Source organism: Flavisolibacter ginsenosidimutans (assembly GCF_007970805.1).
GTDB classification, from domain to species: domain Bacteria; phylum Bacteroidota; class Bacteroidia; order Chitinophagales; family Chitinophagaceae; genus Flavisolibacter; species Flavisolibacter ginsenosidimutans.
Window position 1 is genome coordinate 1196459 of sequence record NZ_CP042433.1, and the last position, 24744, is coordinate 1221202.

Annotated in this window: 20 protein-coding genes, 1 tRNA gene and 1 pseudogene; 7 read left to right on the forward strand and 15 right to left on the reverse strand. The window is 43.1% G+C overall.

Annotated features, from left to right (window positions below; genetic code table 11):
* Position 1: 1 nt before the first annotated feature.
* The 6 genes from brxC to FSB75_RS04980 form a co-directional block, all read right to left on the reverse strand.
* On the reverse strand, positions 2–3526 hold the full coding sequence (gene brxC, locus FSB75_RS04955; RefSeq protein ID WP_172623061.1) for a BREX system P-loop protein BrxC: 3525 nt from the start codon (positions 3524–3526) through the stop codon (positions 2–4).
* A 1-nt stretch (position 3527) separates the two neighbouring features.
* Positions 3528–4118 (reverse strand): BREX protein BrxB domain-containing protein, encoded by a 591-nt coding sequence (locus tag FSB75_RS04960; protein ID WP_146783668.1) that lies wholly within the window; start codon positions 4116–4118, stop codon positions 3528–3530.
* Complete coding sequence (locus FSB75_RS04965) at positions 4108–4728, reverse strand: BrxA family protein (protein WP_146783671.1); 621 nt, start codon at positions 4726–4728, stop codon at positions 4108–4110. The genes FSB75_RS04960 and FSB75_RS04965 overlap by 11 nt, the downstream gene beginning before the upstream one ends.
* A 115-nt stretch (positions 4729–4843) precedes the next feature.
* Positions 4844–6358, reverse strand: a complete 1515-nt coding sequence (gene rmuC, locus FSB75_RS04970) for a DNA recombination protein RmuC (protein WP_146783674.1) — start codon at positions 6356–6358, stop codon at positions 4844–4846.
* A gap of 58 nt (positions 6359–6416) precedes the next feature.
* Complete coding sequence (locus tag FSB75_RS04975; protein WP_146783677.1) at positions 6417–7418, reverse strand: helix-turn-helix transcriptional regulator; 1002 nt, start codon at positions 7416–7418, stop codon at positions 6417–6419.
* Positions 7419–7523: 105 nt separating this feature from the next.
* The gene (locus FSB75_RS04980) at positions 7524–7952 is read right to left on the reverse strand and encodes a hypothetical protein (protein ID WP_146783680.1); all 429 of its coding nucleotides are present in this window, start codon (positions 7950–7952) and stop codon (positions 7524–7526) included.
* 237 nt (positions 7953–8189) lie between these two features.
* On the opposite strand from FSB75_RS04980, the gene FSB75_RS04985 reads away from it, so the two are divergent.
* Both FSB75_RS04985 and FSB75_RS22340 read left to right on the forward strand, forming a co-directional pair.
* Positions 8190–8534: a hypothetical protein gene (locus tag FSB75_RS04985; RefSeq protein WP_146783683.1), complete on the forward strand. Its 345-nt coding sequence runs from the start codon at positions 8190–8192 to the stop codon at positions 8532–8534.
* Positions 8535–8593: 59 nt separating this feature from the next.
* A pseudogene (locus FSB75_RS22340) lies at positions 8594–9349 on the forward strand (recombinase family protein); the annotation flags it as partial.
* A 751-nt stretch (positions 9350–10100) separates the two neighbouring features.
* Here the strand turns inward: FSB75_RS22340 and FSB75_RS04995 are convergent.
* Both FSB75_RS04995 and FSB75_RS05000 read right to left on the reverse strand, forming a co-directional pair.
* Positions 10101–10187, reverse strand: a tRNA-Ser gene (locus tag FSB75_RS04995).
* A gap of 280 nt (positions 10188–10467) precedes the next feature.
* The gene (locus FSB75_RS05000; RefSeq protein WP_146783686.1) at positions 10468–11376 is read right to left on the reverse strand and encodes a cation diffusion facilitator family transporter; all 909 of its coding nucleotides are present in this window, start codon (positions 11374–11376) and stop codon (positions 10468–10470) included.
* 270 nt (positions 11377–11646) lie between these two features.
* Here FSB75_RS05000 and FSB75_RS05005 point away from each other — a divergent pair, with 270 nt between their 5' ends.
* Together FSB75_RS05005 and dctA are read left to right on the forward strand one after the other, a co-directional pair.
* On the forward strand, positions 11647–12153 hold the full coding sequence (locus FSB75_RS05005; protein ID WP_146783689.1) for a DUF3124 domain-containing protein: 507 nt from the start codon (positions 11647–11649) through the stop codon (positions 12151–12153).
* Positions 12154–12278: 125 nt separating this feature from the next.
* Entirely contained in the window at positions 12279–13520 is a 1242-nt protein-coding gene (gene dctA, locus FSB75_RS05010; protein ID WP_146783692.1) for a C4-dicarboxylate transporter DctA, read from the forward strand.
* 595 nt (positions 13521–14115) lie between these two features.
* Here the strand turns inward: dctA and FSB75_RS05015 are convergent.
* The 3 genes from FSB75_RS05015 to FSB75_RS05025 form a co-directional block, all read right to left on the reverse strand.
* Complete coding sequence (locus tag FSB75_RS05015) at positions 14116–14652, reverse strand: hypothetical protein (protein WP_146783696.1); 537 nt, start codon at positions 14650–14652, stop codon at positions 14116–14118.
* A 33-nt stretch (positions 14653–14685) separates the two neighbouring features.
* Positions 14686–15993: a metallophosphoesterase family protein gene (locus tag FSB75_RS05020; protein WP_146783698.1), complete on the reverse strand. Its 1308-nt coding sequence runs from the start codon at positions 15991–15993 to the stop codon at positions 14686–14688.
* A gap of 376 nt (positions 15994–16369) precedes the next feature.
* Complete coding sequence (locus FSB75_RS05025; RefSeq protein ID WP_146783700.1) at positions 16370–17422, reverse strand: response regulator; 1053 nt, start codon at positions 17420–17422, stop codon at positions 16370–16372.
* Positions 17423–17771: 349 nt separating this feature from the next.
* On the opposite strand from FSB75_RS05025, the gene FSB75_RS05030 reads away from it, so the two are divergent.
* Positions 17772–19688, forward strand: coding sequence for a PAS domain-containing sensor histidine kinase (locus FSB75_RS05030; RefSeq protein WP_146783703.1), 1917 nt, complete (start codon positions 17772–17774; stop codon positions 19686–19688).
* A gap of 349 nt (positions 19689–20037) precedes the next feature.
* Here the strand turns inward: FSB75_RS05030 and FSB75_RS05035 are convergent, their stop codons facing one another.
* The 3 genes from FSB75_RS05035 to FSB75_RS05045 all read right to left on the reverse strand — a co-directional run bounded on the left by FSB75_RS05035 (position 20038) and on the right by FSB75_RS05045 (position 21479).
* Positions 20038–20349, reverse strand: a complete 312-nt coding sequence (locus FSB75_RS05035) for a hypothetical protein (protein WP_146783706.1) — start codon at positions 20347–20349, stop codon at positions 20038–20040.
* 197 nt (positions 20350–20546) lie between these two features.
* Positions 20547–20948, reverse strand: a complete 402-nt coding sequence (locus FSB75_RS05040; protein WP_146783709.1) for a hypothetical protein — start codon at positions 20946–20948, stop codon at positions 20547–20549.
* Between the two features lie 87 nt (positions 20949–21035).
* Entirely contained in the window at positions 21036–21479 is a 444-nt protein-coding gene (locus FSB75_RS05045) for an Hsp20/alpha crystallin family protein (protein ID WP_146783712.1), read from the reverse strand.
* Between the two features lie 323 nt (positions 21480–21802).
* On the opposite strand from FSB75_RS05045, the gene FSB75_RS05050 reads away from it, so the two are divergent.
* Together FSB75_RS05050 and FSB75_RS05055 are read left to right on the forward strand one after the other, a co-directional pair.
* Positions 21803–23392 (forward strand): sensor histidine kinase, encoded by a 1590-nt coding sequence (locus tag FSB75_RS05050; protein ID WP_146783714.1) that lies wholly within the window; start codon positions 21803–21805, stop codon positions 23390–23392.
* Positions 23393–23486: 94 nt separating this feature from the next.
* On the forward strand, positions 23487–23870 hold the full coding sequence (locus FSB75_RS05055; protein WP_172623062.1) for a response regulator: 384 nt from the start codon (positions 23487–23489) through the stop codon (positions 23868–23870).
* Between the two features lie 97 nt (positions 23871–23967).
* On the opposite strand, the gene FSB75_RS05060 is transcribed toward FSB75_RS05055, so the two are convergent.
* Positions 23968–24474 carry a nicotinate-nucleotide adenylyltransferase gene (locus FSB75_RS05060; protein ID WP_146783720.1) on the reverse strand — a complete coding sequence of 169 codons (507 nt, stop codon included), beginning with the start codon at positions 24472–24474 and terminating at the stop codon, positions 23968–23970.
* Between the last annotated feature and the right edge of the window lie 270 nt (positions 24475–24744).

A 24744-nucleotide genomic window follows, 5' to 3' on the forward strand; every position in this document is an offset into this window, starting at 1 on the left:
GTTACTCGATGATGATGGTTTTGTTTTGAGAGATGAGCTTTTGCATTTCGGTGGATACCTGCTTCACGAAAGCATCCAGTTCTTCCTGCGTACTGATGGTGCTTCGGATTTTGGACACTTTATACCGCTGGGTTTTTTTCTCCCGCCCGTCGGAGCCACCGTCAGCCACTTCGGCCACTTTTCTATATATAGTTTCCAGGCCTTCGGTTTTGAAATTATCAGCCTTTGAGGTTTCCAATTGAAGCTGGGTAATATCGTTCAACGTTTTGAGGCGCTGAAGGAACTGGTCTTTGTTGATGTAAGCGTTGTAATCAACTTTCAACTCTGCCGCCTTCGTTTCCAAATCGGCAAACACTTCTTCGTAAACAGTGACCACTTTTGTCCGTAAGCCATCAATGTATCCTGACAATGCGGCTTTTAACTGTTCGTACTGCTTTACGGCCACCCTAAACTCGCTTGCAGGTTCCGCATTCAACAGGAACTGCGCCAGCTTTGAAGCTACATCTTTATCGCTATCGTTCAGAGAAGCAAAGTTTGCTTCGTTACCCAGGTAAAAGTTTTTGATTTCATCATACTTGGCAATGTGCGACGTAATGAAATCTTTTGTCTTTTCCGTTTTGTCACGCAGGGCTTTTGCCGCTGCCTGTCCATCTATCAATTCCGTAAACAATCGTTTGGGGTCACGAATGTCTATCCATGCTGTTATCGTTTCTGTAATCTCCTTGAAGGTTTTGCCAAAGGGATAGAGCTTGTCGTATTTATCCTGATAAGAGGCATAATCGTCTTTGAGCGCAGCCAACTGTTGTGTCATCTGTTCCGCCAATTTGTAGCCATCCGTAGGGAAAGAGGAAGTGGACTTATTGAAGATGGCGCCGAAAGCTTTTGTGGCATCATCAACCAGCTTAGCATCAATGCCCCCCAATGATTTTACCACGCAGCCGGGTCGCTCCGGCGTGGTGATGGCTTTTTCAATAAAAGCGGCCGCAGGAAAACGTGGCGTGTTCCGGTATTCCAGGTCACGCAACTTGCGGGCATTCAGCATTACCACCATGTCAATGACGGCAACGTCCTTCCATCCAAAGGGAATTTTGGTAAAGTTGCGAACTAGTTCTTCCATTGTTGCTTCGTTGCCATTTGCGAGGATAAACTCTTCCACCTTGGCTTCGCCGTTGGGCAGTTCACCGTCCATTGTTATCTGGATGGATTGTGCCACTCTTGTACGTAAGTCAGCTGCTGTTCGGGCATAGCCGGCCGCATATTTTATAAACTTGTACACTCGTTCAAGGTGGTAGCGTAAGGTATTGGCATATCGCTCCCTCGTTTGCGAACCGCTTACCGCACTGGCTTCTAAAATCTGTTGAAGGGAGATAAAACGAGCTTCCAAAAGTTTCTCCGTAAACTTCAGAAGTAGCTTGCTCTTTAATTCATCGTTGCGGCTTTTAAAATTTTGCAAGGTTTTTTCCCGTTCGCCGGTAGCCGCTGACGTGTTGTTTTTAAAGTAGATGATGTTCTTAGTGTACCATTCCAGGTCGGCACTAAAAGCAGTGTCTTTGGTAAACCATTCGTTCAGGCAGATGTAGAGGTCATTGGCAATGGTGTTCATCGCTTTTTCTTCAAGCGGCTGCTTGTCGAAGAGCACAATGTTTACTTTAATATCACCGTTGCGGTAAATCTCCTTGTCATCAATGGCATAACCAATGCGAATGTCATTCTCTTCTAATGCGAACTTGCTTTCTATGCGCAGAAGAGGGTTGATTAAATCATTAACAATTGAAAGACGGTCATCAAAGGTTGGCTTTGTATTTTTAATCAGGTTGGTCACCTGAATTTCATCTTCCGAATAGAAATAAAACTTACCCGTTTCCTCACGAATAATGCTCTCTTCGACCAATCGTTCCAACACATCCTTAATTTGCTTCTGAAGCTGCGCCTTGTTTTGATCCAGTTCGGTCATCAATAAAACCGTAAGGTTATCTATGTTGGGTGGGAAGGTTAAGAGCACATTGTCTTCCAGGTTAGAGATCATGAATAAGGTGCCTACCACCCGTTGTGCAAACTCGTTGCCTCGCACATAGGTTAAGGATAAAGCTCTATCTATAACTCGCCGACCTATGTGGGTTAGGTTGTTCCGAAACAGCTTGTTGAAAAAATGGTCAAAGGCGATGAATAATCCTACCTTCTCGTCTGCATGTTCTTTCACCGTGTAGTGTGTTACGCCAATCACCGAACGTTCGTTGTTTTTTACTTCGGTAATTACATAGCCCAAATGCTGAAAAGCGGAAAACACATCGGCAATCAGGCGAAATTGGTATGGAACGAAAGGATAAGAAAGAATAAAATCGTCTGCATCGTCATAGCCTTTATACAAATCATGCGATAGCTTAAACTGGTGTTGTATGAAGTCCTTCTTTTCCGCATACAAATCATTCAACGCCTTCGTGCCTGTCGCATTTTTTTCCAGCACCCTTCTTTTCGTAATGTAAGAGGCATCGTTGCTTTCCAAAGAAATACGGGTATCGAAACGTCCCAGGATCTTTCCAAATTCATCTGACTTGCCTGCATGATGATCAAAACGTTCTACCACATCTTCCAAGGTTTGTTGCGCGGTCAACGCAATCCACACCTGGTTTTTTAGGCCATGACTTACTTCTTCAATAATGCTCTGAAGGTTCAGCAGAATGTCTTTGTTATGCCCGATGTATTGCGAGATTTCATCCACCAGGAATACCAGACGAAAATTATCTCCTTTTTCCGCCACGTACTCTTTTAGCTCCGGAATTAATTTAGACGTGATGCCTATGTGATAACTGGATGGATTGGTAAGTGTGCTATGAAGTGCTTTTACATCCAGCTCTGGTAAAAGTTTTTTGGCAATATCCAGAATAGTTTCGAGTTTGTAACCAGCTAAGTCCGCGGCTTCTGCCTCCCAATTGTGCTGCAAACTATCAGAGATGGCTTGTTTAAAAGCCCCAAACTTACCCGCCTTTTCCAAAGGTTTTTCTAAAAGAATGGCCAATGGAATGTTGACAGCGTTATAGCCCCTGAATTGGTTGAACATGTTCAGGAAAATACGGGTAAGCTTTTCGCCGGAATGGTCGTCGGTAACAGCTTCCACATTGAACAGAATGTCCTTGCAATGCAAGTCAGCAATGCGCTTCTGCAAAGCCTTGAATTTAGACTCTGTTATTTCCTCGTTATTACCTGGCTTAAACGGGTCATATCCCTTTACAGCGGCCAGAATCTTTTCAAACGCTTTTGCAGAAAAATGCGGGTTTAGGCAATAGTGCATGAATTTGATAAAATGCGACTTACCAGAACCGTAGTAGCCATTGATCCAAATCCCGGCTTTGCCTTCTCTTTTATTTGCAACGGCATTCAAAAACCGCCATGATTTGTCTAATAAATCATCGGTGAATACATACTCACCTATCTCAGCTTCAATGGTAGCTGTGTCGTCGGTGCTTACAACAACGGCCGGATTAATGTTTCGGTCAATGCGTTTTTCAAAAAGTTCACGTATCAGCATGTTACTCATTAATAAGTTTTATAGCACGGTAAAGATTTTCGTCGTTTAAGACTTTAAAGAGGTTGTAATTTTTCTTGGCGTCTCCTGGGTAGAATAAAATGATTTTGTATTCTTTGATATAGCCTTCAAATAGGTTCATGAATTTGCTGGCCCGCAGGTAAGGATAGATCTGGCCGAAGCCATACACAAATACGTAGCTTTTCTTCAGATCACTTATCTCCGAGAGATGGCTTTGTATCCGGTAATTCAGGTACTCGCAAAACTTTCGATCATTTGCCTTTTGCCGGATGGTTGTTTGAACCGTTGTGTGATTTTTTGCTTCCTCTGATAAGATAAATTCCAGCCAATTAGAGGTTCCCCATTTTTGCGTCTTTAGGTACTGGCAAAACTCATCGAAAATATTCAGTGCTAATACATCAACGAAGTCGGTAGGTCGCACCAGCCTTTCTTTCATCGTTTGTATTTCCTGTCTAATGTGGTATTCCATCTCCGGTTCATACAAATACATATAGGCAGGAAAAAACAAGTACCCGGTGGCAGGGTCCTGAAATGATTTATCACATAAGAGATCGTATAGTTCTTTAATTGTCATTACAAAAATTAATGATTGTTTCTTTTTCCGCTTGCTTCAGAAAAAAAGCGTCTAATGTCCACAAATTGCCTTTGCTTAAAAAGTAACAAAAGATAGCTGCCGAAAAAGCTTTCTTTGTTAGCTTGTCTCTTTCGACTAGCCCCACTTTTCTTAGAATATCAATATACCTTGTTACCACCTTCCGTTTGGTTTGATCCGTCCAGCTATCCACTTCGGGATGGGAAGAAGATAGCTCCTGTAAACGCATCTCGTACCAATACGGCTCTATCTCTGATTCCAGCGACAAAAACTTTGGTATGGTAACGTTGAAATGGAAATCATAAATCAGTTTATAGGTCTGTAAGCAGACGAAAAACAGCAATCCTTTTTTATCCAACTCAGATACCTCATCGTAAACAGCCCAAAAATCAGCATCCATGTAATCCATACGCAATCTTACTTCCTGGACTACTCTTTTTCTCGATGCCTCAGAATTAACCTTCAGCAGACGGTTTTCTTTTACATCTCTTTCTAATTGACTATTCCAGTCCGGTTGCCTTAAGATAGTTCCCAAAGCATCAATCTCATTGTATAGCAAACCGCCAGCCGTGAATGAAGTCGTATATTCCATAATTCCGCTGCAAGAAAACGTAATTTAAACCACTTAAAAAATATTACTCTGACGGAGCTCACTATTCTATGAGCAGCACTAAATATTCAAAGAACCTATAAGTATTCGCAACACCTTACTCTTCACCTAAATTACTCACCTCACCATTTAGCGTCAGCGTGTCAGCAAAGGCAGCTTCGCTTATAATTTCAGCAGGGAAAGCCTTCGTCCCGGTCTTTATTCCCAATGTTTTGATGGACTCTGCCTGATTAATAAGGTTGCCATGCCCTTTATACAGTTGCCCATAGGCATCTTTCCAGCTATCGTTCGCTTTGTTCAAGCTATCGCCTACCTTTTTCATATTGTCCACAAAACCTACCAGCTTGTCGTAAAGACGCCCTGCCTTTTCTGCAATCAACTTTGCATTTTTATTAATGGCGTCCCGTTGCCAAAGATTGCTGATCAGCTTAATGGTAGTAATAAGGTTAGACGGACTGATAAGTACAATTCCCTTATTGTAAGCATAGCGCCATAAATCCTGATCCAGCTGCATAGCCAATATATAGGCTGGTTCAACAGGCATGAACATGATAACTGTATCAAGCGTATTAGGAATTCCGGTATATTTTTTCCCGCTTAATCCGTCAATATGCCCCTTAATGGATAACAACAAACTTTTAGAAAAGGCTTCTTGCTCCGTCGCAACGTTAGTGGAACAATAGCCAGTGAAATGGCTCAGTGAAACTTTGGAATCAATAATTACACATCGGTTGTCAGGACAGTTGACAATAAAATCTGGCTGTATGCGAATGCCGTCTTCGTCCTTTGTGCTGTATTGTTTGAAATAATGAATATTGTGTTGCAGGCCGCAGTGTTCCAAAATACTTTCTAAAATTTCTTCGCCCCAGTTGCCTTGCTGCTTCGACTGAAAAGTTAGAGCCTTAGTAAGGTTATTCGCTTGCTCCGACAACATCTTGTGGTTGTTCACCATTTCCTGAATGACACCTTTCAATGTATTACGTTCGGCTGCTTCTATGCTGTGTTTCTCAGAAAACTCCTTTTTGAAATTGGCTATATCCGCCTTAAACGGCTCAAGCAAAAGCTTTAGGCTTACTTCCTGCTGTGAACCGAAAACTTTTGACTTCTCGTCCAAGATCTTGTGAGCTAAATTGGAAAATTCTTTTTCAAACCTGCGCCCGATGTCTTCAAGCGATTTTGCTTGTTCGTCCAATTGCCGTGTTTTATATACAACCTCAGCTTCAAGTTTGGCAATTCGGTTTTGCGCAATTGATATTTCGGCCTGTGCTGTTTCCAGCTTTACTTTAAGGTTGTTGATTTCGACGTTTCTGTCATTGACGTCGAGCATTAGGCAACCATTTTCCGTATGAGCTTTTGTATAATCAGCCCTTACCTGGATCAACTCTTCTCCTTTGGAGTGGAGCAGTGAATAGGCTCTCTCTATTTCAGTTCGAGAGCTAACCAAGGCACTGTCAACAACAGCCTTCTGCGTGATTAACTCGTTTAATTGCTTCTTCGCTGCATCCAATTCAGGAACAGACACAAAATTTTTCTCAAATAAAAGTTTGCGAATAACCCAAGCTATAGTACCACCGGCTAACAAACAAAAGATTGGAAGAAGGAAACTTTGCATAAAAAATATTTTGGTTGATACAAAAGTTGGAAGCACTTGTGCAAGCTATTTGCATAGCTTATTCATAAATCAAATTGCCAGTTTGAAAGATCAATTTTATCTGCTCACGTAGAGATTCTGGCTCCAATACTTCTATATCGGCCCCATAGCTTAAGAGGACTGATCGCAACTCATAGTTATTAATCAGTTTGAGCTTCACCAAAATACTTCCATCGCTAAAAGGCCCTTCTGTTTCTTGGGTAAAGTGAATGGGCTTGGATGTGATATAAGGGGCTTGTGCTTTTTTCACTTTTAAAACGATATTACTCACTGCTTCGTCTAATGGAAACGTGACGCCAATTAAATTATTGAAGTAGGTTGCAGGATCAAATAAGTCATTTTCTGTGAAGGCTCCCTTTGTAGGCTTTACACTTTTCATTCTATCCAATGCAAGATTGCAAAGCGTATTATGTTTATCGTCTCTTGCAATCAAAAACCAGCGGTTACGATATTCTTTTAAGAGGTAGGGATGGACTAGTTGGTCGTAAGGTTCTTTTCCGAAAGGTTGATACGTAATTTTTAGAACGATCTTTTCTTTCACACCTGTGAAAAGGTCATCCATGAATTCTAAACCCGTTGCTGTTGTTTGCCTCTCAAATTGAATAATAGTTCTATCGGCTATGGGATTTTTTGCGATTGTATTTTCCAACTTAGCAATAACGGAGACCAAATCTTGCGCAATGGAAGCACTCCCTATTTGCTTGATTAATTCTACGGCATCCTTCAAAAGCACAATTTCTTCGTCAGTTAGAGGAAGTGTTTTTATGGAGTAGTTAGCATCGTCATAGAAATAGTAAACTTTTGCGCCTTGTTTGGCCTTTTTGATAGGAGCAGCCTTTTCATTGATCAGGTAATCAAGCGCATATTGAACCGTTCTTTTGCTTACTGTGTCGTCATAGCGGTCGAGTAACTTTTGATTGACAGCCTTCAATAAAGCATCAATACTCCATTTCTTGCCCTTTTGACGGAAGCATTCGTCAATAATTTCAATACGGTGGTAGAAGTCTTTAACCTTCGGCATGCAGTTTTGTTCTGGAAGCCGAAAGATAAAAAACTAGTTGATAGGTTGCTAATTTGCTATTTATCAATAGGAAAGAAGCTTTTTTGCAAGTGAGCACAAGGGCTTTTAAGTTAAAAAGTAGTAAAAGCCTCTTTCACCCTTTCGCTTTTCTCGTTTGATGCGTTCTGCTTTTAATGCCATGTCAAGAAATGCCGAGAAGTATTGTGCCTGGTTCCAATGGTTACGAAGATGCTCTTCTCTTTTCGCCAGCACTTCGATGATTTCCGGGCTACGCAAAGGCTTTCCAGCTTGTTCGAGCACAAAAACTATTTTTTTAACCCACGTCCATTCTTTGCGGTAGCCATCATCTGGATTTTCATGGGTCTGTATCTTTTCTTTAAGCGCCTGGACCTCTTTTGTGAGTAACAATATATCATTATAGGCTTGTTTTAAGTCTTCACGTAGCAAGTGGATGTCACGTTCCTTGCCTTTGAGCATATCGGCTGCTTCTTTTCGGGTATAAATCTTTTCTGTAGAACGGATGCTTTCTCTCACGATTGTTTTTGTTTCTTTATTTATTGGTTTTAAAACTTATCCACAACGGCGCTTTCACCCTGTTTCAGTTATTTTTTAATCGCATTCTAATCCAATTCTAATCGTTGTCTTGGCCCGGTCTAATGCCTTTCTAATTCTGGTCTTATGCTTATAAAATTGCCACGTTGTGCTGTGAACAAAATTAGTTGCTCGAAACTGCCAATGCTAATACTTTTAGCATTATTTATCAACAACTCTATGAAAAAGCTACCCAAATCTGCTGCTCAAAAAGAACACTCCCTATCTGTAATTCCCAAAACCCGACCGAGCTATGAAGACGTTGAGCTTATTAACCTGAAGAAAGTACCCTTAACGCCGGAAGTGCTGAGATCCTTTGAAGGCTTTGAACACACGTCTGACGAGGAGGCGGAAAACATTTGCCACACCTCCTCCCAATTTGCCTACATCCTGCTGGACTTCCTCTCCCGTAAAAACAACATTTTCATTGATAATCAACAAGTTGTATCTTTGAAAGAGAACGAAACGATGGTTATAAGCATAAATGAATCACAATCTGAACCCCTTAAAAACAAAGCCGCATGAGTCTTGACGCGTTTAAACAATTTGGACACCAGTCTTCTCTTCGGGTTGTTACGAACAGCATGAAGAACGCAGTGGTCTATACCCGCGTTTCATCAAAAGAGCAAGCTGATACCAACCTTTCCTTGGACTTTCAGCGGCGGGTGATTGAGGAGTATGCCGCAAAGCAAGGTCTATCCATACTTAGCTACTTTGGCGGCACTTATGAATCTGCTAAAACAGACGGGCGAAAGGAGTTTCTGCGGATGCTAGAATTTATCAAAAAGCATAAAGGAAAGGTTTCTCATATCCTGGTCTATACCCTTGACCGCTTTTCCCGAACGGGTGGTGGCGCAATTAAGCTTGCCCAAGACCTGCGCGAAAAGTACGGCGTGAGTGTTTTTGCCGTTACGCAGCCAACAGATACCTCCAACCCAAGCGGCGTACTACATCAAAACATTCAACTTCTATTCTCTGAGTTTGACAACCAGCTCCGCAAGCAACGGGCGGTTGCCGGCATGAAAGAGAAATTTCAAAAAGGAGAATGGGTGACCCGTGTACCGCAAGGCTATGATATTATTAAAATCAATGGAGTTCGGAAGATCGTAGTGAACGAAGAAGGAAAGAAGTTGCGTAAGGCATTTCATTGGCGGGCCCGTGGAATGAAAAACGAAGAGATCATTCAGCGGCTCTGTGCGATGGGTGTAAAGATGTATAAGCAGCAGTTGACCAAGCTTTTTAAAAAGCCTTTTTATTGCGGCATCATCAACCATGCAATTCTTGATGGAAAGGTTGTAGAAGGCAACCATGAAGCACTTATCTCCAAAGAGATCTTTTTGCAGGTGAACGGCCTTCACCGTGCAGCGCACAACTACGGCGTACCGCACAAAAAAGAAGTGGAGGCTGTACCGCTGAAAGTCTTCATTAAATGTGACGACTGCGGAGAGCTATTTACAGGCTACGTGGTAAAAGCAAAAGGACTGTGGTATTACAAGTGCAGAACCAAGGGATGCGGCTGCAACCGGAGTGCCAAAAAAATGCATGAGGAATTTGAAACCTTGCTTGCATCTTACAGCGTAGAGCCAAAAATGATTAAGCCCATTGCTTACCAAATAGAATACTGGTTTGAGCAGCTCAATAAGGAATCCATCGAACAAGAAAAGACCTTGAAAGAAAAACTGATCGAGGTGACCAAGAAGATTGACACCATTGAAGAAAAGCACTATGTCTTAGAAGAAATGAACAAGGAAAGCTTTGAGAAGTTCTATGTCCGTTACAACAAAGAACGAGAAGAAATCAAGGAGGTACTGGAAAAGCTAACCCCGCAGATTTCGAACCTCAAAAAGAGTATTGAAGAAGGTGTTACCTTTTCGACCAAACTCGCTACAGTATGGACTTCCAGCACGGTTGGTAAGAAAGAAAAGCTACAAAAACTGCTCTTTCCCGAGGGAATCATCTATTCAAAGAAAAATGCGGCATTTCGAACCGAAAAAGTAAACTCGTTTTTTGGGCTTGTTGCCCAAGCAGCAAGGGATTCATGCAAAAATAAAATGGGGACAAACAAAGCTTTGCCTTGTTTGTCCCCATCAGCGGAGAGGGAGGGATTCGAACCCTCGGTACAGTTGCCCGTACAACGGTTTTCGAGACCGTCCCATTCGACCACTCTGGCACCTCTCCTACCTTTCTCAATAATAGAAAAATACGGTGGATGGAAGGCAAAGAAATGAATAAGGAGCCTTCTTTACCTTTTGCTATCTGCCGGGCAAAACTAAAGAATTATCTTGTTTAAGAACGGGCAAGTTGTATTTCGTTTGTACACCTAACTTATTGGAATTGCTTTTATATAATGAAGAAGAGCCAGGATTATACAACAACGAATGATATTCGCTGCTTATGTTGTAGCGCAGGGCAAAGCAAGAACTTTCTTCCGGCGATATTTTTATCGCTTTCACATTTCTTACGAAAGCGATTTTGCCTGCGGTTGTATCAAAATGAATTCCACACGGTCGAATTTTTCTTTTATGGTGTTTTCGATTCTCGCAATGGAGCCGGTAATATCTTCGGTATCAAGGTTGGGCTTAAACTGTACGATGAGCATTAAGATTACTTCTTCCGGCGATTGATATGTGGAAAGGATATTGCTTACTTTCATCACGGCTTCGTCTTTCTCTACCAAAATCTTTATTTTCTTCTGTGTCTCCGGTGCAATCCCCTCACCCATCAAAAGGCTGCGGCTTTCTCTTGCTAAAATGAGCGAAACAAAAACGAGAATCAAGCCTACAAGCAAGGACGCAACCCCGTCCAAAACGGGCAAATGAAAAGCGTGGTTACACACCATTAAAATAAAAACAACCACGAGACCGAGAACGGCAGCGCCGTCTTCAAACAATACCAAAAAGCTCGGCGGGTCTTTGCTCGTAACGATGGCCCGCCAGAAAGAAAGTTCGCCTCTTGTTTTGTTGAATTCTCTTGCCGCAATAACAAAAGACAGGCCGTCGAAGAAAAATGAAAAACCAAGCACGGCATAATTCCATCCAATATTCGTAAGCGGCTCGGGATGAAGAATGTGAACAATGCCCTGGTAAATGGACAAGCCTCCACCCAAACCAAAAATCAAGATGCAAACAATGAATGACCAGAAGTACAACTCTTTTCCATAACCGAACGGGCGCCGTTTGTCCGGTGGTTTTTTGCTTCTTTTCAAGCCGTATAAAAGTAGCAGTTGATTGGTCGTGTCCACCAGTGAATGAATGCCTTCGGCAATCATGGAAGAACTTTGCGTGTAAGCACCGGCAAAAAACTTTGTAACGGCAATCAGTACGTCTGCCACAAGGGCACTGTAAATGGATGCATGATTTTTAGCCATTGCAATTGATTGCTTGTTTTACCGGAACCCTGAAGGAAGTAGCGAATGAAACACATTCCAATGCAGCCTTAAAAAGTCATTCCACAGTCGCTAACAAGAAGATTGCGGAGACCTTTTCTCTTCGCCAAATTTCATCCGTCGCTTTCAAACGTAAAATTTCCTGGGCGAAGACAAGGAGATTTATCTCTCAGAGTCTGCTTATTTTCGTTTAATAAGAGAAACGATGGAGGAAGAAATTGGTTCTTGTTTACAAAACCGCTGTGCACGTCAATGAAAAAAACAAAACAAACGTTTGCGATGCTCTGCCTGTTGGCCTTGTTTGCCTGCCAGGATCGCAACAAAACAAAAACCGGTTTACCCAGCAGGGTTTATCATTATGTGTCCCTTGATACCACCGCATTAGCCGACAAACACGCCGTTTACGTTCCGGTTTATTCGCACATTTATACCGAAGACGGCACAACCACAATAAACCTGGGCGTTACCTTAAGCGTTCGCAACACCAGTTCCGTGGACAGCTTCTATGTTACCGATGTTGTTTATTACGGCTCGCAAGGCGAAATCTTAAAACATTACCTGCCTTCGCCAGTAATTGTAAAGCCAATGAGCTCTGTTGAATTTGTTGTTGAACGCGTTGAGTCGGAAGGCGGTGCAGGTGCAAATTTCGTTGTCAAATGGGGCGCAACAAAAAGCGGCATCGAGCCCCTCATTCAAACGGTCATGATTGAATCAGCCTTCGGTATTTCTTTTGTGACGAACGGCATCGAGATGAAGTGAGAACGTTTCTTTATTGGCTGCTTAAAATTTGAATCTTTTTGGCAACAGGAAAAGCGCAATCATCAACTGAGGTTGCGGTGCCCGGTGCAAGTGCGACAAGCGCTGCTACTTTCAAAAATCAGACGATGAAGTTTTTAAAAATTTTATACGTGCAGGTGCTCGTTGGCATTTTTGCGGGAGTGCTTGTTGGCTGGGCCTTTCCACATTTTGCTCCAACGGCAAAACTCCTCAGCGAAACCTTCATTAACGCCATCAAGATGGTGATAGCGCCGGTGATTTTTTTCACCATCGTATCGGGCATTGCCGGTGCCGGCAACTTAAAAAAAGTGGGACGCATTGGCCTGAAGTCACTCATTTATTTTGAAATCGTCACTACGCTTGCACTGCTTGTCGGATTGCTTGTTGCCAATCTTGTAAAACCCGGCGCCGGCATTGCGGCCCCTCAAACGGCCAACAAACAAATCACCGATATTTCGCAGCAGGCAAACAATATTGATTGGGGCGAGTTCTTTTCACACATCGTTCCGGCAAACGTTATGGAAGCTTTTGCCAGGGGTGACATTTTACAGATCCTGTTCTTCAGCGTTTTGTTTGCCATCGGGTTGAAAATGCTCGGCAATGCAGGCCACGGTCTCTTGCTAATGTTTGAGAAAATCAACAAAGTACTCTTTAACGTGCTAAAAATAATCATGCGTTTTAGCCCGTTGGGTGCGTTTGGCGGCATGGCTTACACCATCGGAAAGTTTGGTTTTGCAACCCTGCTTGTTTTGAGCAAACTCTTGCTCACTTTTTATCTCACCAGCCTCCTCTTCATCTTCATTGTGCTGAATCTTATCTGCCGCTATTATAAAATCAGTTTGTGGAAATTGCTTGGCTATATCAAGGAAGAAATTTTGCTTGTTTTGGGTGCCAGTAGCAGCGAAGCTGCCCTGCCATCGCTGATGCAAAAACTGGTGGCAGCCGGCTGCGAAAAGGAGGTGGTTGGACTGGTTGTTCCAACGGGTTACAGTTTTAATTTAGACGGCACCACGATTTACCTGAGCATGAGCGTTATTTTTTTGGCGCAGGTCTTCGGCGTTGATCTTTCACTTGGCCAACAGCTTACCGTCATCGGTATTTTATTGCTTACAAGCAAGGGTGCTGCCGGCGTAACGGGCAGTGGTTTTATTGTTCTGGCATCAACACTGTCAGCATTAAAAGTGATTCCACTGGAAGGGCTTGCCTTGTTGATTGGCGTGGATCGGTTTATGAGCGAAGGCAGGGCCGTCATCAATTTTATGGGCAACAGCATTGCCACCGTTATCATTGCTAAAAGCGAAAACGAAATTGATTGGACGAAGTATCGCAGCGTAGTGGAAAAATCTTAAACCGTTCTGAACAAACCCGTTAAACCAGAAGTGGTGTGATGTTTAAGAGTGCCTTTGATTTAAAAGCTTTACGCATTTTTTCATTCAAACAATTATTGACGGATTGAGGTTATAGCCAAACTTTTCGGATTGCGGGCACTGCTGAAAACTTTTTCTGCTCTGTTCAAGTATCGTAACCATTCCTGCCGTGGTAAATTATTATTGTTAACTCATTCATGTACTGTCTTGTTAATGGTTATGCCCGTCATCTTTGCCAGTGGAATGCTGTATAATAAAGTCCGTAAGGCCAATGAGTGGCAATGATTGATAACGTATGCAAAACATTGTTTGATAAATTCAGCCGCTTCAAATCGCTTTTTATGCACTTGTTGAAAGAAGCGGCCGGTAAAGGAAGAAAGCTCGCCGGACTGCGTTAAAAAATCTTCCAGGTTTGCTTTTGTGTAGCCGTTTGTTGCATTACCAAATCTTGGCATTTTACGAACGGCAATCAATGAAGGCGGTCAGTAAAGCAACTGATTGGTGTCACGTAAAGAGAAATACATTGTTGGTTTGAAAAACGATTGAGACATTCTCTTTTCATTAGCATAGTGTAAGATTATTCAAGCAATAAAGAGCGACGCATCGCAGCATAATTTTCCTTCTTGCCGCGCAAAATAAATCTATGTTCGTCTATACCCACCAATGCACCGATTACAACGCCAACCATTGCGCCAGAAAGCGCTCCTGCAAACGCACCGAAACCTGCGCCACCGAACATTCCTTTTTGACCGCTACCAATGCCCGCACCAACGGCTCCGCCAACAACGAAGCCGGCTATCGAGCCAAAGAGTATGCTTCTTCCCTGTTTTCCTTTAGGAACAATGGACACCTTTCCTAACGCAGTATATGGTATGTTGTTTCCGCCCCGATAACCGTATCTATTTTTTTCAGTTGTGATCCACAATGACGAACTGTCCACATTTAATAAATATCCTTTGATTCTTTTTGCATTGGCCCCGTAGGGCTCTATTGTTATCCTGTAAGCTTTGTTTAACTGCAAAAGAGAGGAAGTTGCGACTTTTGACCCATTCTCCTGACCGAATGTCAAGGAAGCCAGAAGCGACATAGCGACGAAAACAGCAAACCTTTTCATATAATCCATCTTTGATAACGACGACGATTATGATTATTGCAGCTTTAACGGCAAGTCGTTGTCTTTTACCCCAAGGTCCGTCCAAAGCGTTGTTGCCATGTCGGCAAGCTGCGGCGCCATGCTTCGCAATTCATCTATTAATTTTCGTTGGTCGGGCGGCATTTTTTCATCGCCGGCAAAATGTGCCTTGATGGCGTTTCTAAAAATTGGTGCCGCAAACGTGGCTAAATCACCCGGTACATTATACGGGCCGGTAAGCAAGTTGTAGAAATAGCCGTCAAGATGCGTGTTGATGAAAAGATCGCTGTAAGCCGGAAAGCTAAGGCCATGCGGCAACGGCACGCCAATGGATTGTACGTGTGCCGTACGAATATCCAGGTCTTTGTTCTTTACCGTTATAATTCGATAAGGGCTGGTTGGCGTTACAAGCGAACCCGTTTCAATATCGTACAATTCGTGTCCCTCGTGTACAAAAGGTGTAATGTCGTTGGCATGATAGTGTCCGGTGAAGATGACCTTTAATCCCGCATCGGCAAGTTGTGCGGCAACGGTTTGCCAATTGTCAACCACATAACCTGGATCTAATTGCGTTTGTCCTGCATAGTGCTCCACGAGGTTGTGATGCATCATGGCAAAAACCGTAATGTTTTGCTCTTTTGCCTGCGCAAGTTTTGAAAGTATCCAGGCTAAGGTTTCCGGCTTTATCCGTCCGTCGGCTATGTCGCCTTCCGGACCGTATTCTTCATACCGGCTTGCGTCAATGGCCAGAATCCATAAACCCTGTTGGGGTTGCACAAGATAGCTTAATGAATGTGCATCTCTTTCCAGTGCATCGTTGTAACCGAACTTGCCGTAAATGGAACTAAAATCAGTTGGCTGAATGTTGGCCACCGGGTACGAAGCGTTGCCGTCAAAGCGTGCAGCTTTTGCGTTGTTGATGTCGTGGTTGCCCGGTATTACGTAAACCTTGCTCCCCGTGTTTGTTAACGTAGAAAGAAAAGACGCCATCGCCTCGTGGCTTATTCTTTCGCCGTCTTTTGTCAAGTCGCCGGGAATAAGAACAATGTCCGGTTGTTCTGCTTTCAATTGAGACAAAACCGTTCTAAAGATTGGGTCGCTAAATTCCAGCAGCTTTGGGTCTTGGTTCAGATAGTTTTGAAACGCTTCACCGGCCGTACCGTTGTTGGTGATCAAAGTGGACGACATGTAATGAATGTCGCTCACCACGGCAATTTTCAAATGCGGCGAATTGCCTTTGAATACAAACAGACTTTCATTCTTTCTGCAGGAAGAAATCAGCACGAGCAGGACGGTTGTAATGAGCCAAATCTTTTGTTTCATAAACGTTGATTTATGGTAAATGATAAACTGCGTTTGAGCGTCCTTAGAAATTGGTTTCCCAACACAGCCTGACAACTTTTATTTTTCGAAAGCCTACTTTGCTTCCTTGGCACGAGAAATAAAGTTAGGAAGACGAAAAGGGGGGAAATAATGATGGTCATCAGTAAAAAAGATGACAGCCATTGAACATTGATCTTAACATGACGTCCTTGATACACGCATAATTCTTTGCGGAATACACAACGCGGAACTGCTGGCAGGAAACAGGTAAACACGGACTGGGGCGTAAGAGAAGAGAATAAACAATTGTAGGGGCGTTCGATTACACGTTGAGGTGAACAAATACCTGTTGCTTCAGTTTGTTTTTAGAAAGCAGTTAATTCAGCATCTTTTCCAATTTTTCAGCATTCAAGATGGTGATTTTTCCGTCGGTTATCTCAATTAACTTTTCGGCCCGAAAGTCGGTCAGTGTTCGAATGAGCGATTCGGTAGCGGTGCCGGCAACTGCCGCCAGGTTTTCCCGGCTTAGGTTAATGGGTTTACCGGGATTGTCTTTGAATGTTTTATAAACAGTCAGCAAAGCATCGGCTACTTTTTTTCGAAGCGAATTGTATGCAACGCGTATCAGTTGATCTTCTTTTTCGGCAACGTCAGAAGCCAACAGCCGGACAAACCTGCGGGAAACCTCCGGATTTGCGTTCATGAGTTCTTCGAACTCTTTTCTCGGCAAGCCAACAATTTCGGAATCCTCAATGGCGTCCGCATTCTCCTTGTAAACCGAATTTTCAAGTAATGCAGAATAGCCAAAAAAATCACCTTCACTGGCTATGCGAACAATCAATTCTTTGCCTTCGTCGTTGGTTTTGTAATTTTTTACCTTTCCTTTCAGCACGAAATAAAGGTGAATGGGATGATTTCCTTCGTTGTAAATGCGTTGCTTTTTTTTATATAAATCAACATGCCGGCCTTCTACAAAATTATGCAAGGCTTTTTCACCGCCTGTGATGGAAATAAGTTGATTGACGCCGTTCAATCCCGCTGAAATTCGCTCTTTAATAAGCTCCGCCTTTTTTAAACGTCCTTCAATAGCGTTGAGCAAGTCGGTGGGGTCAAACGGCTTGGTAATGTAATCATCGGCACCAAGGGACATGCCTTTTCGCATTTCTTCTTTTTCGGTTTTGGCGGTAAGAAAAATAAACGGCGTGTTTTGCAAATCCGGGTTTTTTTGCACCATGTGCAGTACGCCGTAACCGTCCAATTCGGGCATCATGATATCGCAAAGAATGAGGTCAGGCTTTTGCGTTAAAGCCTGCTCTACTCCTATTTTTCCGTTGGATGCCGTAGCAACTTCGTAATGCGATAGTTCAAGGATTTCAGCGGTATTCTCCAGGATTTCCCGGTTGTCTTCTATAACCAAAATCTTTTTCATTTACTATTTTTTAGAAGAATGAAAAATCTTTTTCAAAGAGGGAATTGCGGTAAAACTTTCAGAGGGATGGAGCAAGATAAAGCTACTTGTTCGGTTGTTGCATTATATGACAAAGTTCAGAAACAGCGTTGACAGTCATCAAGCCGAACAAAGCACGAAGAGCTTAGGTTCGTGATTCATCCCTCCTTTATAATTTCAAATTTCATTTTTTTGCTGGGCTGGGCAACCACGCTCCATCCTGGTTCCTATTAAACAAGAAAGAAGTGTGCAATGATGACTGATACAAATCAGTGTTTATGCCCTTCAAACTCATTTTCAACGGTGTTGTAAAAAGGCAATTTTGAGTGCCATGAGCAAAACAAACGTTGAACTGATAATGCAATCGGAGTATTTGCAGGCGCTGCTTGGCAGCGTTGATACGCCGGTTGTGGCAACGGATGAAAATTTTACAGTTCAATATTGGAACCGAAAAGCCGAAGAGCTTTTCGAGGTTAACGCCAGTGATGCCGTTGGACGATTGGGTGCGGATGTTTTGCGACTGATTTATCCTGGCGAATCTGCCGAAACCGCAAGAGCAACGCTGAAAGATAGAGGCTGTTGGAAGGGACATGTGTCATTTAAAAAGAAAGGTGGCGAACTGCTTTTGCTGGATGCATCGGTAACAGCTGTAAAAAACAAAAGCGGAAAGACAATCGGCTTTGTGGGCATTCACCGCGACGTAACGACGATACACCGGACTGCAACAGCCCTCTCTACTCTCCTCTCGCTTGTTTCAAGTGTAGATGATTATTTTTTTATGGTGGACAAGAACCTGAAACTGGTTTGGGTAAACGAAAGCGCCAATAAAAAGGCAGAAGCAGACTTTGGCATTTACTACTTGCCCGGCGAAGATTTTGTTTCTAAAATGCCCGCATACAGACAGGCACAGGTAAGGCTGGCATTGCAAAAAACATTAAACGGCGATAAGACAACTTATGAGGCAAAGATTGCATCGCTTGACGGGAAAGAAATTTGGTTGGAAGCAAATTATTTTCCTGTAAAAGACAAAAGCGGAAACACAACGCATGCTTGTGGATTGGTAAGGGACATCACAAGTAAAAAAGAAGAGGAACAATTAAATCAATTGTCGTACAAAGGACGAATGCTGTTTGAAACTTTCATGGAAAACAGTCCCATTATGTCGTGGATCACCGACAAGAACGGCACCATCCAGTACCTGAACCCCTCTTACCTGAAAACCTATGGCCTTTCCAAAGAAATCATTGGCACTTCGTTCAACAAAGTTTTTCCAACGGCCATGTCTTCGGCTTTTCTTCAAAACAACAACAACCTATATCAATCGAGGCAACCGCTAACTATCATTGAGCGGGCCATCACGCCGGACGGCGTTGAACGCATCTACCAGGTCGTTAAGTTTCCGGTTGAAGCTGAAGACAAGGTTTACTTAGGCGGATGGGCCATGGACATTACGGAAGAAAGCGACTTGCGCAAAGACCTTTCGGAAAGCCTTGTCAAATTGAAAAATTCGGAAAAGAACCTAAAAGACGCTCTTGAAAAAGAACACCAGCTCAACGAACTGAAAAGCCGCTTTGTGTCCATGGCTTCGCACGAATTTCGAACGCCGCTGAGCACCATTCTTTCCTCGATCTACCTGCTTGAACACTATACTACTACCGAGCAACAGGCAAACCGACAAAAACACGCCGGGAAAATAAAAGAAGCCATCCAGCACCTCAACAATCTGCTCGATGATTTTCTCTCGCTGGGCAAACTGGAAGAAGGAAAAGTTGCGGTTCAACGAACCGTCTTTAACCTGGAGCAACTTTGTGCTGATGTGCTGGATGAAGTGAGCCTTTTGAAAAAGGAAAAGCAAACAGTACACGTTTCTTTCACCGGTGAAAGAAACGTAGAGAGTGACAAGAAACTGTTGAAAAATATCGTAATCAACCTGCTGAGTAACGCTTTGAAGTTTACCGAAAAAGGTGCCATTTGGTTAGAGCTTGCAGCAACGGAAAAAGAAACGATACTGACGGTAAAAGATGAAGGCATTGGCATCAGCGCCGCCGACCAACGGCACTTGTTCGAAACTTTTTTCCGCGCCAAAAATGCGCAAAACATTCAGGGCACAGGGTTGGGCTTACACATTGTGCAACGTTACGTGAATCTGCTTGGCGGCAAGCTAAAGCTGGAAAGCGAATTGGGCAAAGGCACAACGGTAACGGTTTTTCTTCCGCTCAACAAAAACAGTGAAACGGAAAGTTTTTAGCGGGTTAACGGGGTTGCAAAACTCTCATTCGTTCTATGAAAAGAACGTCGCAATCTGAACCATTAAAACCGCTCTTCATCATCAACGACCATCATCAGATCGGACCAATCGCTTGCAATGAAGGGGTTTTGATAAGGGTTACCGGGTTCTGAAAATTCCGGTTTGTCAATAAGGGAATGGGATGCTTTCCGGGTAGAAGTAATTTACGTAGTGGAGCGGGCACTTGGCAAAAGGCGAAGTTTTAGTGACGTGTGAAATATCTTTTTCGTGAATTTTTTGTCAATGAGTAAACGATGCAACAGCCCGGGTAAATAACAACGAAAACACTTGCACAGGAGAACCTGTATTGTTAGCCGGTTTCAACCGCATAGCGTTCGTTTAGGTAGAGTGCATAACAGTTTTTTATTTCTGTAAACAGGGCTTCTGTTTTTTTTATTTCTCTTCGCAACTCGATTTGATTCCGCACGGCTTCATGAAAAAGCTCACCGTCTACATACATATCTTTTTGCAGCAGCCCGATTTGCTTTTTTAACTCATCCGATAACCAAAAAAAGATTCTGTCCTGCGTCAGAAATTCCTCCTGAAATTTTTCAGCAACCGACAAAACCACATTCTCTTCATTATCCGCAACTGTTTCAGCCAGTCGGTTTTTAAAATGCACGAGTTCTTCTTTGCAAAAAAACAACAGCCTTTCCCAACTTTCGGCTTCGTACATGAAATATTTTAACCTTGCGGAATAACTATGAAGATTGCTTTTCATGTAACGGAATTTTAGATCAATTCAACCGGGATTTTGGCTTTTGTAAAATCCTTCTCCCGGTCTTGGTAAAAGAGTGTATTTAACCACCCGCTGAAAATTTATAATACCGGCAAAGTGCCTTCTTCTCTTACCGGATATAGTTTTTCTTCGTTGGACGAAAGTTTTTCCAGCACGCCCACTGCAGGTTTATCACCGTCAAACGCCACAAAGTTGTCTTTCATAAGTGTCCCAATCCCGGCGTCGTACTGCTCATCTGTCAAGGCTTTCATTACCTCCATGCCGGCCAACGCAGCCACCGGCAAACCGTTGTTCGTTACAATAAAATGCCGGCCGTAGTTTTGCTGTAACAGGCCGATGGCTTTGTTTACGTTTACGTTTGCATCAAGGCTATCGTAATCGCACATCACCATGTCTTTTAGTTTGTAGCCTTCCAACAGTTTCCGTAACTGCCGGTAAAGTGTAAGACCTTTTACGGTAACGAGATTGACAGACCATTTCATACGATTGTGCTTAAGCGGCGACAAAAGCCCCGCCGCAGGGAAGCAACGGGGCAGCTCACAGGGTGTTTATACCAGATGGCGGCTGCGTCACTTCACGGCAATACGTTTAGTTGCCGTGGCTTTTTTAGTGTCTTCTTTACGGGGTAGCGTAATTTTTAGTTCGCCGTTTTCATAGCGGGCATCAATCGCTTCCAGCTTCACATCGCCGGGTACGGTAAAGCTGCGCGAGAACGAGCTGTAGCTATACTCCTTGCGGGTATAACGTTCGCCTTTGTCCTCGGTACTTTCTTCTTTTTCAGACGAAATGGTAAGCATGTTGCCGTCCACATCAATTTTGAAGTCTTCTTTTTTCATGGCGGGTGCAGCCAGCGATACGGTGTAATGATTGCCGTTCTCTTTGATGTTGACAGCAGGGAGATTTGATACGCGATTGATCAAACCGCCGTCATCAAACCATTGGTTCCAGGGTTTGAAGAAGTCGTCAAAAATAGACGGTACAGATGACGACCGTGTAATTGCTTTGGTTGACATGTTTTGATTTTTAATGTTGACGTTTTTGTTGACAAGACAAATTTATTTTTCGAATCACACCCTTTTCAAAGACGGCCGTCAATGAAAAACCTGTTTGTGGTCAGTAGAACGTTTTGCGTAAACGACATTCTCAAATTGATTTGTACATTTCAGGCCTGTAAGACGTTCATTACATCCTTGCCCGCAGCAATACACTGGAACATCTCAAATTTAAAATCGTGCAGCAAACAATTTTTGTGATTCAATGTATATTTAATTAACAAAGGTTCAGGTAACTCGACGTTTGTTTTTGCTGCTGTAAATTTTTACAAGAAACTTTCGACATGCCGGAAAAATTACTTCATAGAAAGCAGGAGAGCTATCGCATTTTAATAGAAAGCGTAAAAGATTACGCCATCATCATTCTTGACCCCCAAGGCCACGTCATCAGTTGGAACCAGGGTGCCGAGCAAATAAAGGGTTATACTGCTGACGAAATCATTGGCAAGCATTTTTCCGTCTTTTATACCGACAAAGAAAAAGCCGAAGGCGAACCGGAACGAAACCTTCGGGAAGCCCTGAAGCTAGGGCGGTTTGAAGACGAAGGCTTACGGGTGCGCAAAGATGGATCGCAGTTTTGGGCAAATGTTGTTTTCTCATCGCTTATTGATGAAGAAGGACAGCTGATTGGATTTGGTAAACTAACCCGCGATCTTACAAACCGGAAAAAGGCTGAAAGCGAAATAGAGCAATTAACAACTCACCTGGAAGAACGCCTTCAAAAAAGTGAAACAGAAGTTTTTGATTACAAACAGGCACTTGACGAAGCAGCCATTGTAGCCATTACAAACCAAAAAGGCATCATTACACACGTAAACGAAAACTTCTGCCGGATTTCAAAATACTCCAAAGAAGAATTGCTCGGACAGGATCACCGCATCATCAATTCGGGCTACCATTCAAAAGCTTTTATCCGTGAACTCTGGGTTACCATTGCCAACGGCAAAATTTGGCGGGGCGAACTGAAAAACAAAGCTAAGGACGGCAGCTATTATTGGGTGGACACCACCATAGTTCCGTTTTTGAATGAGCAAAGAAAACCTTATCAATACCTTGCCATCCGCAGCGACATCACCAAGCGAAAAGCCGTGGAAGAAGAACTCCACCGTGCAAACGAAGAGTTGGAGAACAAAGTCAAGGAACGAACCTATGAGCTGACGCAGGCATTGGAACGCGAAAAGGAATTGAATGAAATGAAAAGCCGCTTTGTGTCCTTGGCTTCGCACGAATTTCGGACGCCGCTGAGCACCATCCTCTCAAGCATGGCACTGGTGGAACATTATACAGAACCGGAGCAAGCTGCAAAAAGAATGAAGCACATTGACCGCATTAAGTCATCGGTAAAAAACCTAACGAATATTTTAGACGACTTTCTATCGCTGGAAAAATTGGAACACGGCAGCGTGGACGTGCGGAGCACGGAGTTTGACCTGAAAGAATTTCTGACGGATGTGACAGACGAAATAGACGGCTTGCTAAAACGAAAATGTCAAATCCTTCATCTGCACATTGAAGGCGACACAAGCCTTTGCCAGGACAAAAAAATATTGCGTAACGTATTGCTCAACCTTTTGTCAAATGCTATCAAATATTCACCCGAAGAAAAACAAATTTGGGTACGAGCCGAGGTGAAAGGCAAAGAGGTACTGTTAACCGTAAGAGATGAAGGCATAGGAATTCCGGCCGAAGCTCAACCGCATCTTTTTTCCAAATTTTACAGAGCTGGGAATGCCGTTAACATTCAAGGCACGGGACTTGGCCTGCACATCGTAAAACGCTATATGGAACTAATGAACGGCAACATCAGCTTTGAAAGCAAGGACGGCAAGGGCACAACGTTTATCCTTCAGTTCCCGAAAACAATTACCTCATAAAACTTTTTAAAGTATTGCTTTTTATGCGCCCAATTATCAAGCAGCATGACCAGCGTCATGCTGTTTTCGCATGCGATAAAATATGTTTGTATTCATGAAGACCATCCTGGTTATTGAAGACAACGATGAGATAAGGGAAAACACGGCTGAGCTGTTGATGCTTCACCGCTACCGGGTACTGACCGCTGCAAACGGGAAAGCGGGCTTTGTGCTTGCGAAGTCGTCCACCCCTGATTTGATATTGTGTGACATGATGATGCCCGAAACCGATGGGCTTTATTTCATAAAACAGGCAAAGAGTGACGCAAGCCTGCAGCACACACCGATTGTATTTTTTTCGGCCGGTACAGCTTCGCTAGTTGTACAAAAAAAGTTAATAACAGAAGGGAATGCTTTTTTGCAGAAGCCTTTTTTAGAAGAAGATTTATTGAGCACCGTTGAGCAAACGTTGGCTGCCGGCCAAGCCAAAACAACATAACAAGGGAGCGGTTGGCAAATAAAAAAAGAAGCCCTCAAAAGAGGGCTTGTGTATTTGAAAGGTTTTGGTTGTAGAAAAGTTAAAGGCCTTGTTTGAATTAAAGGAATTCTCCTTTTTCGTTTGTTTTTACTTTCAGTCGTTTGTCGCCATTTTCTAGTAACAGTTTATAAACTTTTGTTGCACCCGAGCCGTCATTGTAATTCACGAGGTAAACGTTTTCAGTAATACCCCATTGCGGAAACCGTTTGGCAACGGCATCTCTTACAACCGAAGGCACCATGACGTTTTTAAATTTTTCTGCGGTGCGTAAAAGTTTGCCGTCTTGGTCATAAGTAGCCAGAATCTTCCCCTCAGGGATGTAAAACGAAACAAAGTAACCGTCATAATCGTCTTCATAAAATTCTGCCTTTTTCACATCGTACTCTGCAACTTGTCGCTGAGCGACTTTAACTGGCTGTGATGCTTCTTTGTCACCAACGGCGCTTAAATATTTATACCTTATTGCCTTAATGGTGACTTCGGGCAATATACCTTGCGCAAAGCTTTGCAGTGCAAAGGCCGTTATGCAGATACTGCATACTATCAGCGATTTTAATTGTTTCATGTTTCAAAATATTTAATGATGAAAAATTATTCAACTAAAGCTACGGTGAGCCGGGACGGAGTGAAAATGACGGCCATCACGAAAAGTAGTGAGGGTCATCAGGTGTGTAACATCAATGCAACCCGTCTAATGTTAGTTGATTTCGTTTGCGCATGTTCACTGCGGAAGTATGGTACGAACACCGATTTGGCTAACGCTTGTTTATTAAGTGTTAGTTGATGCGTGCCTTCAGGCATGACCATTAAAAGACGTCATAAATTTTCTTCACTG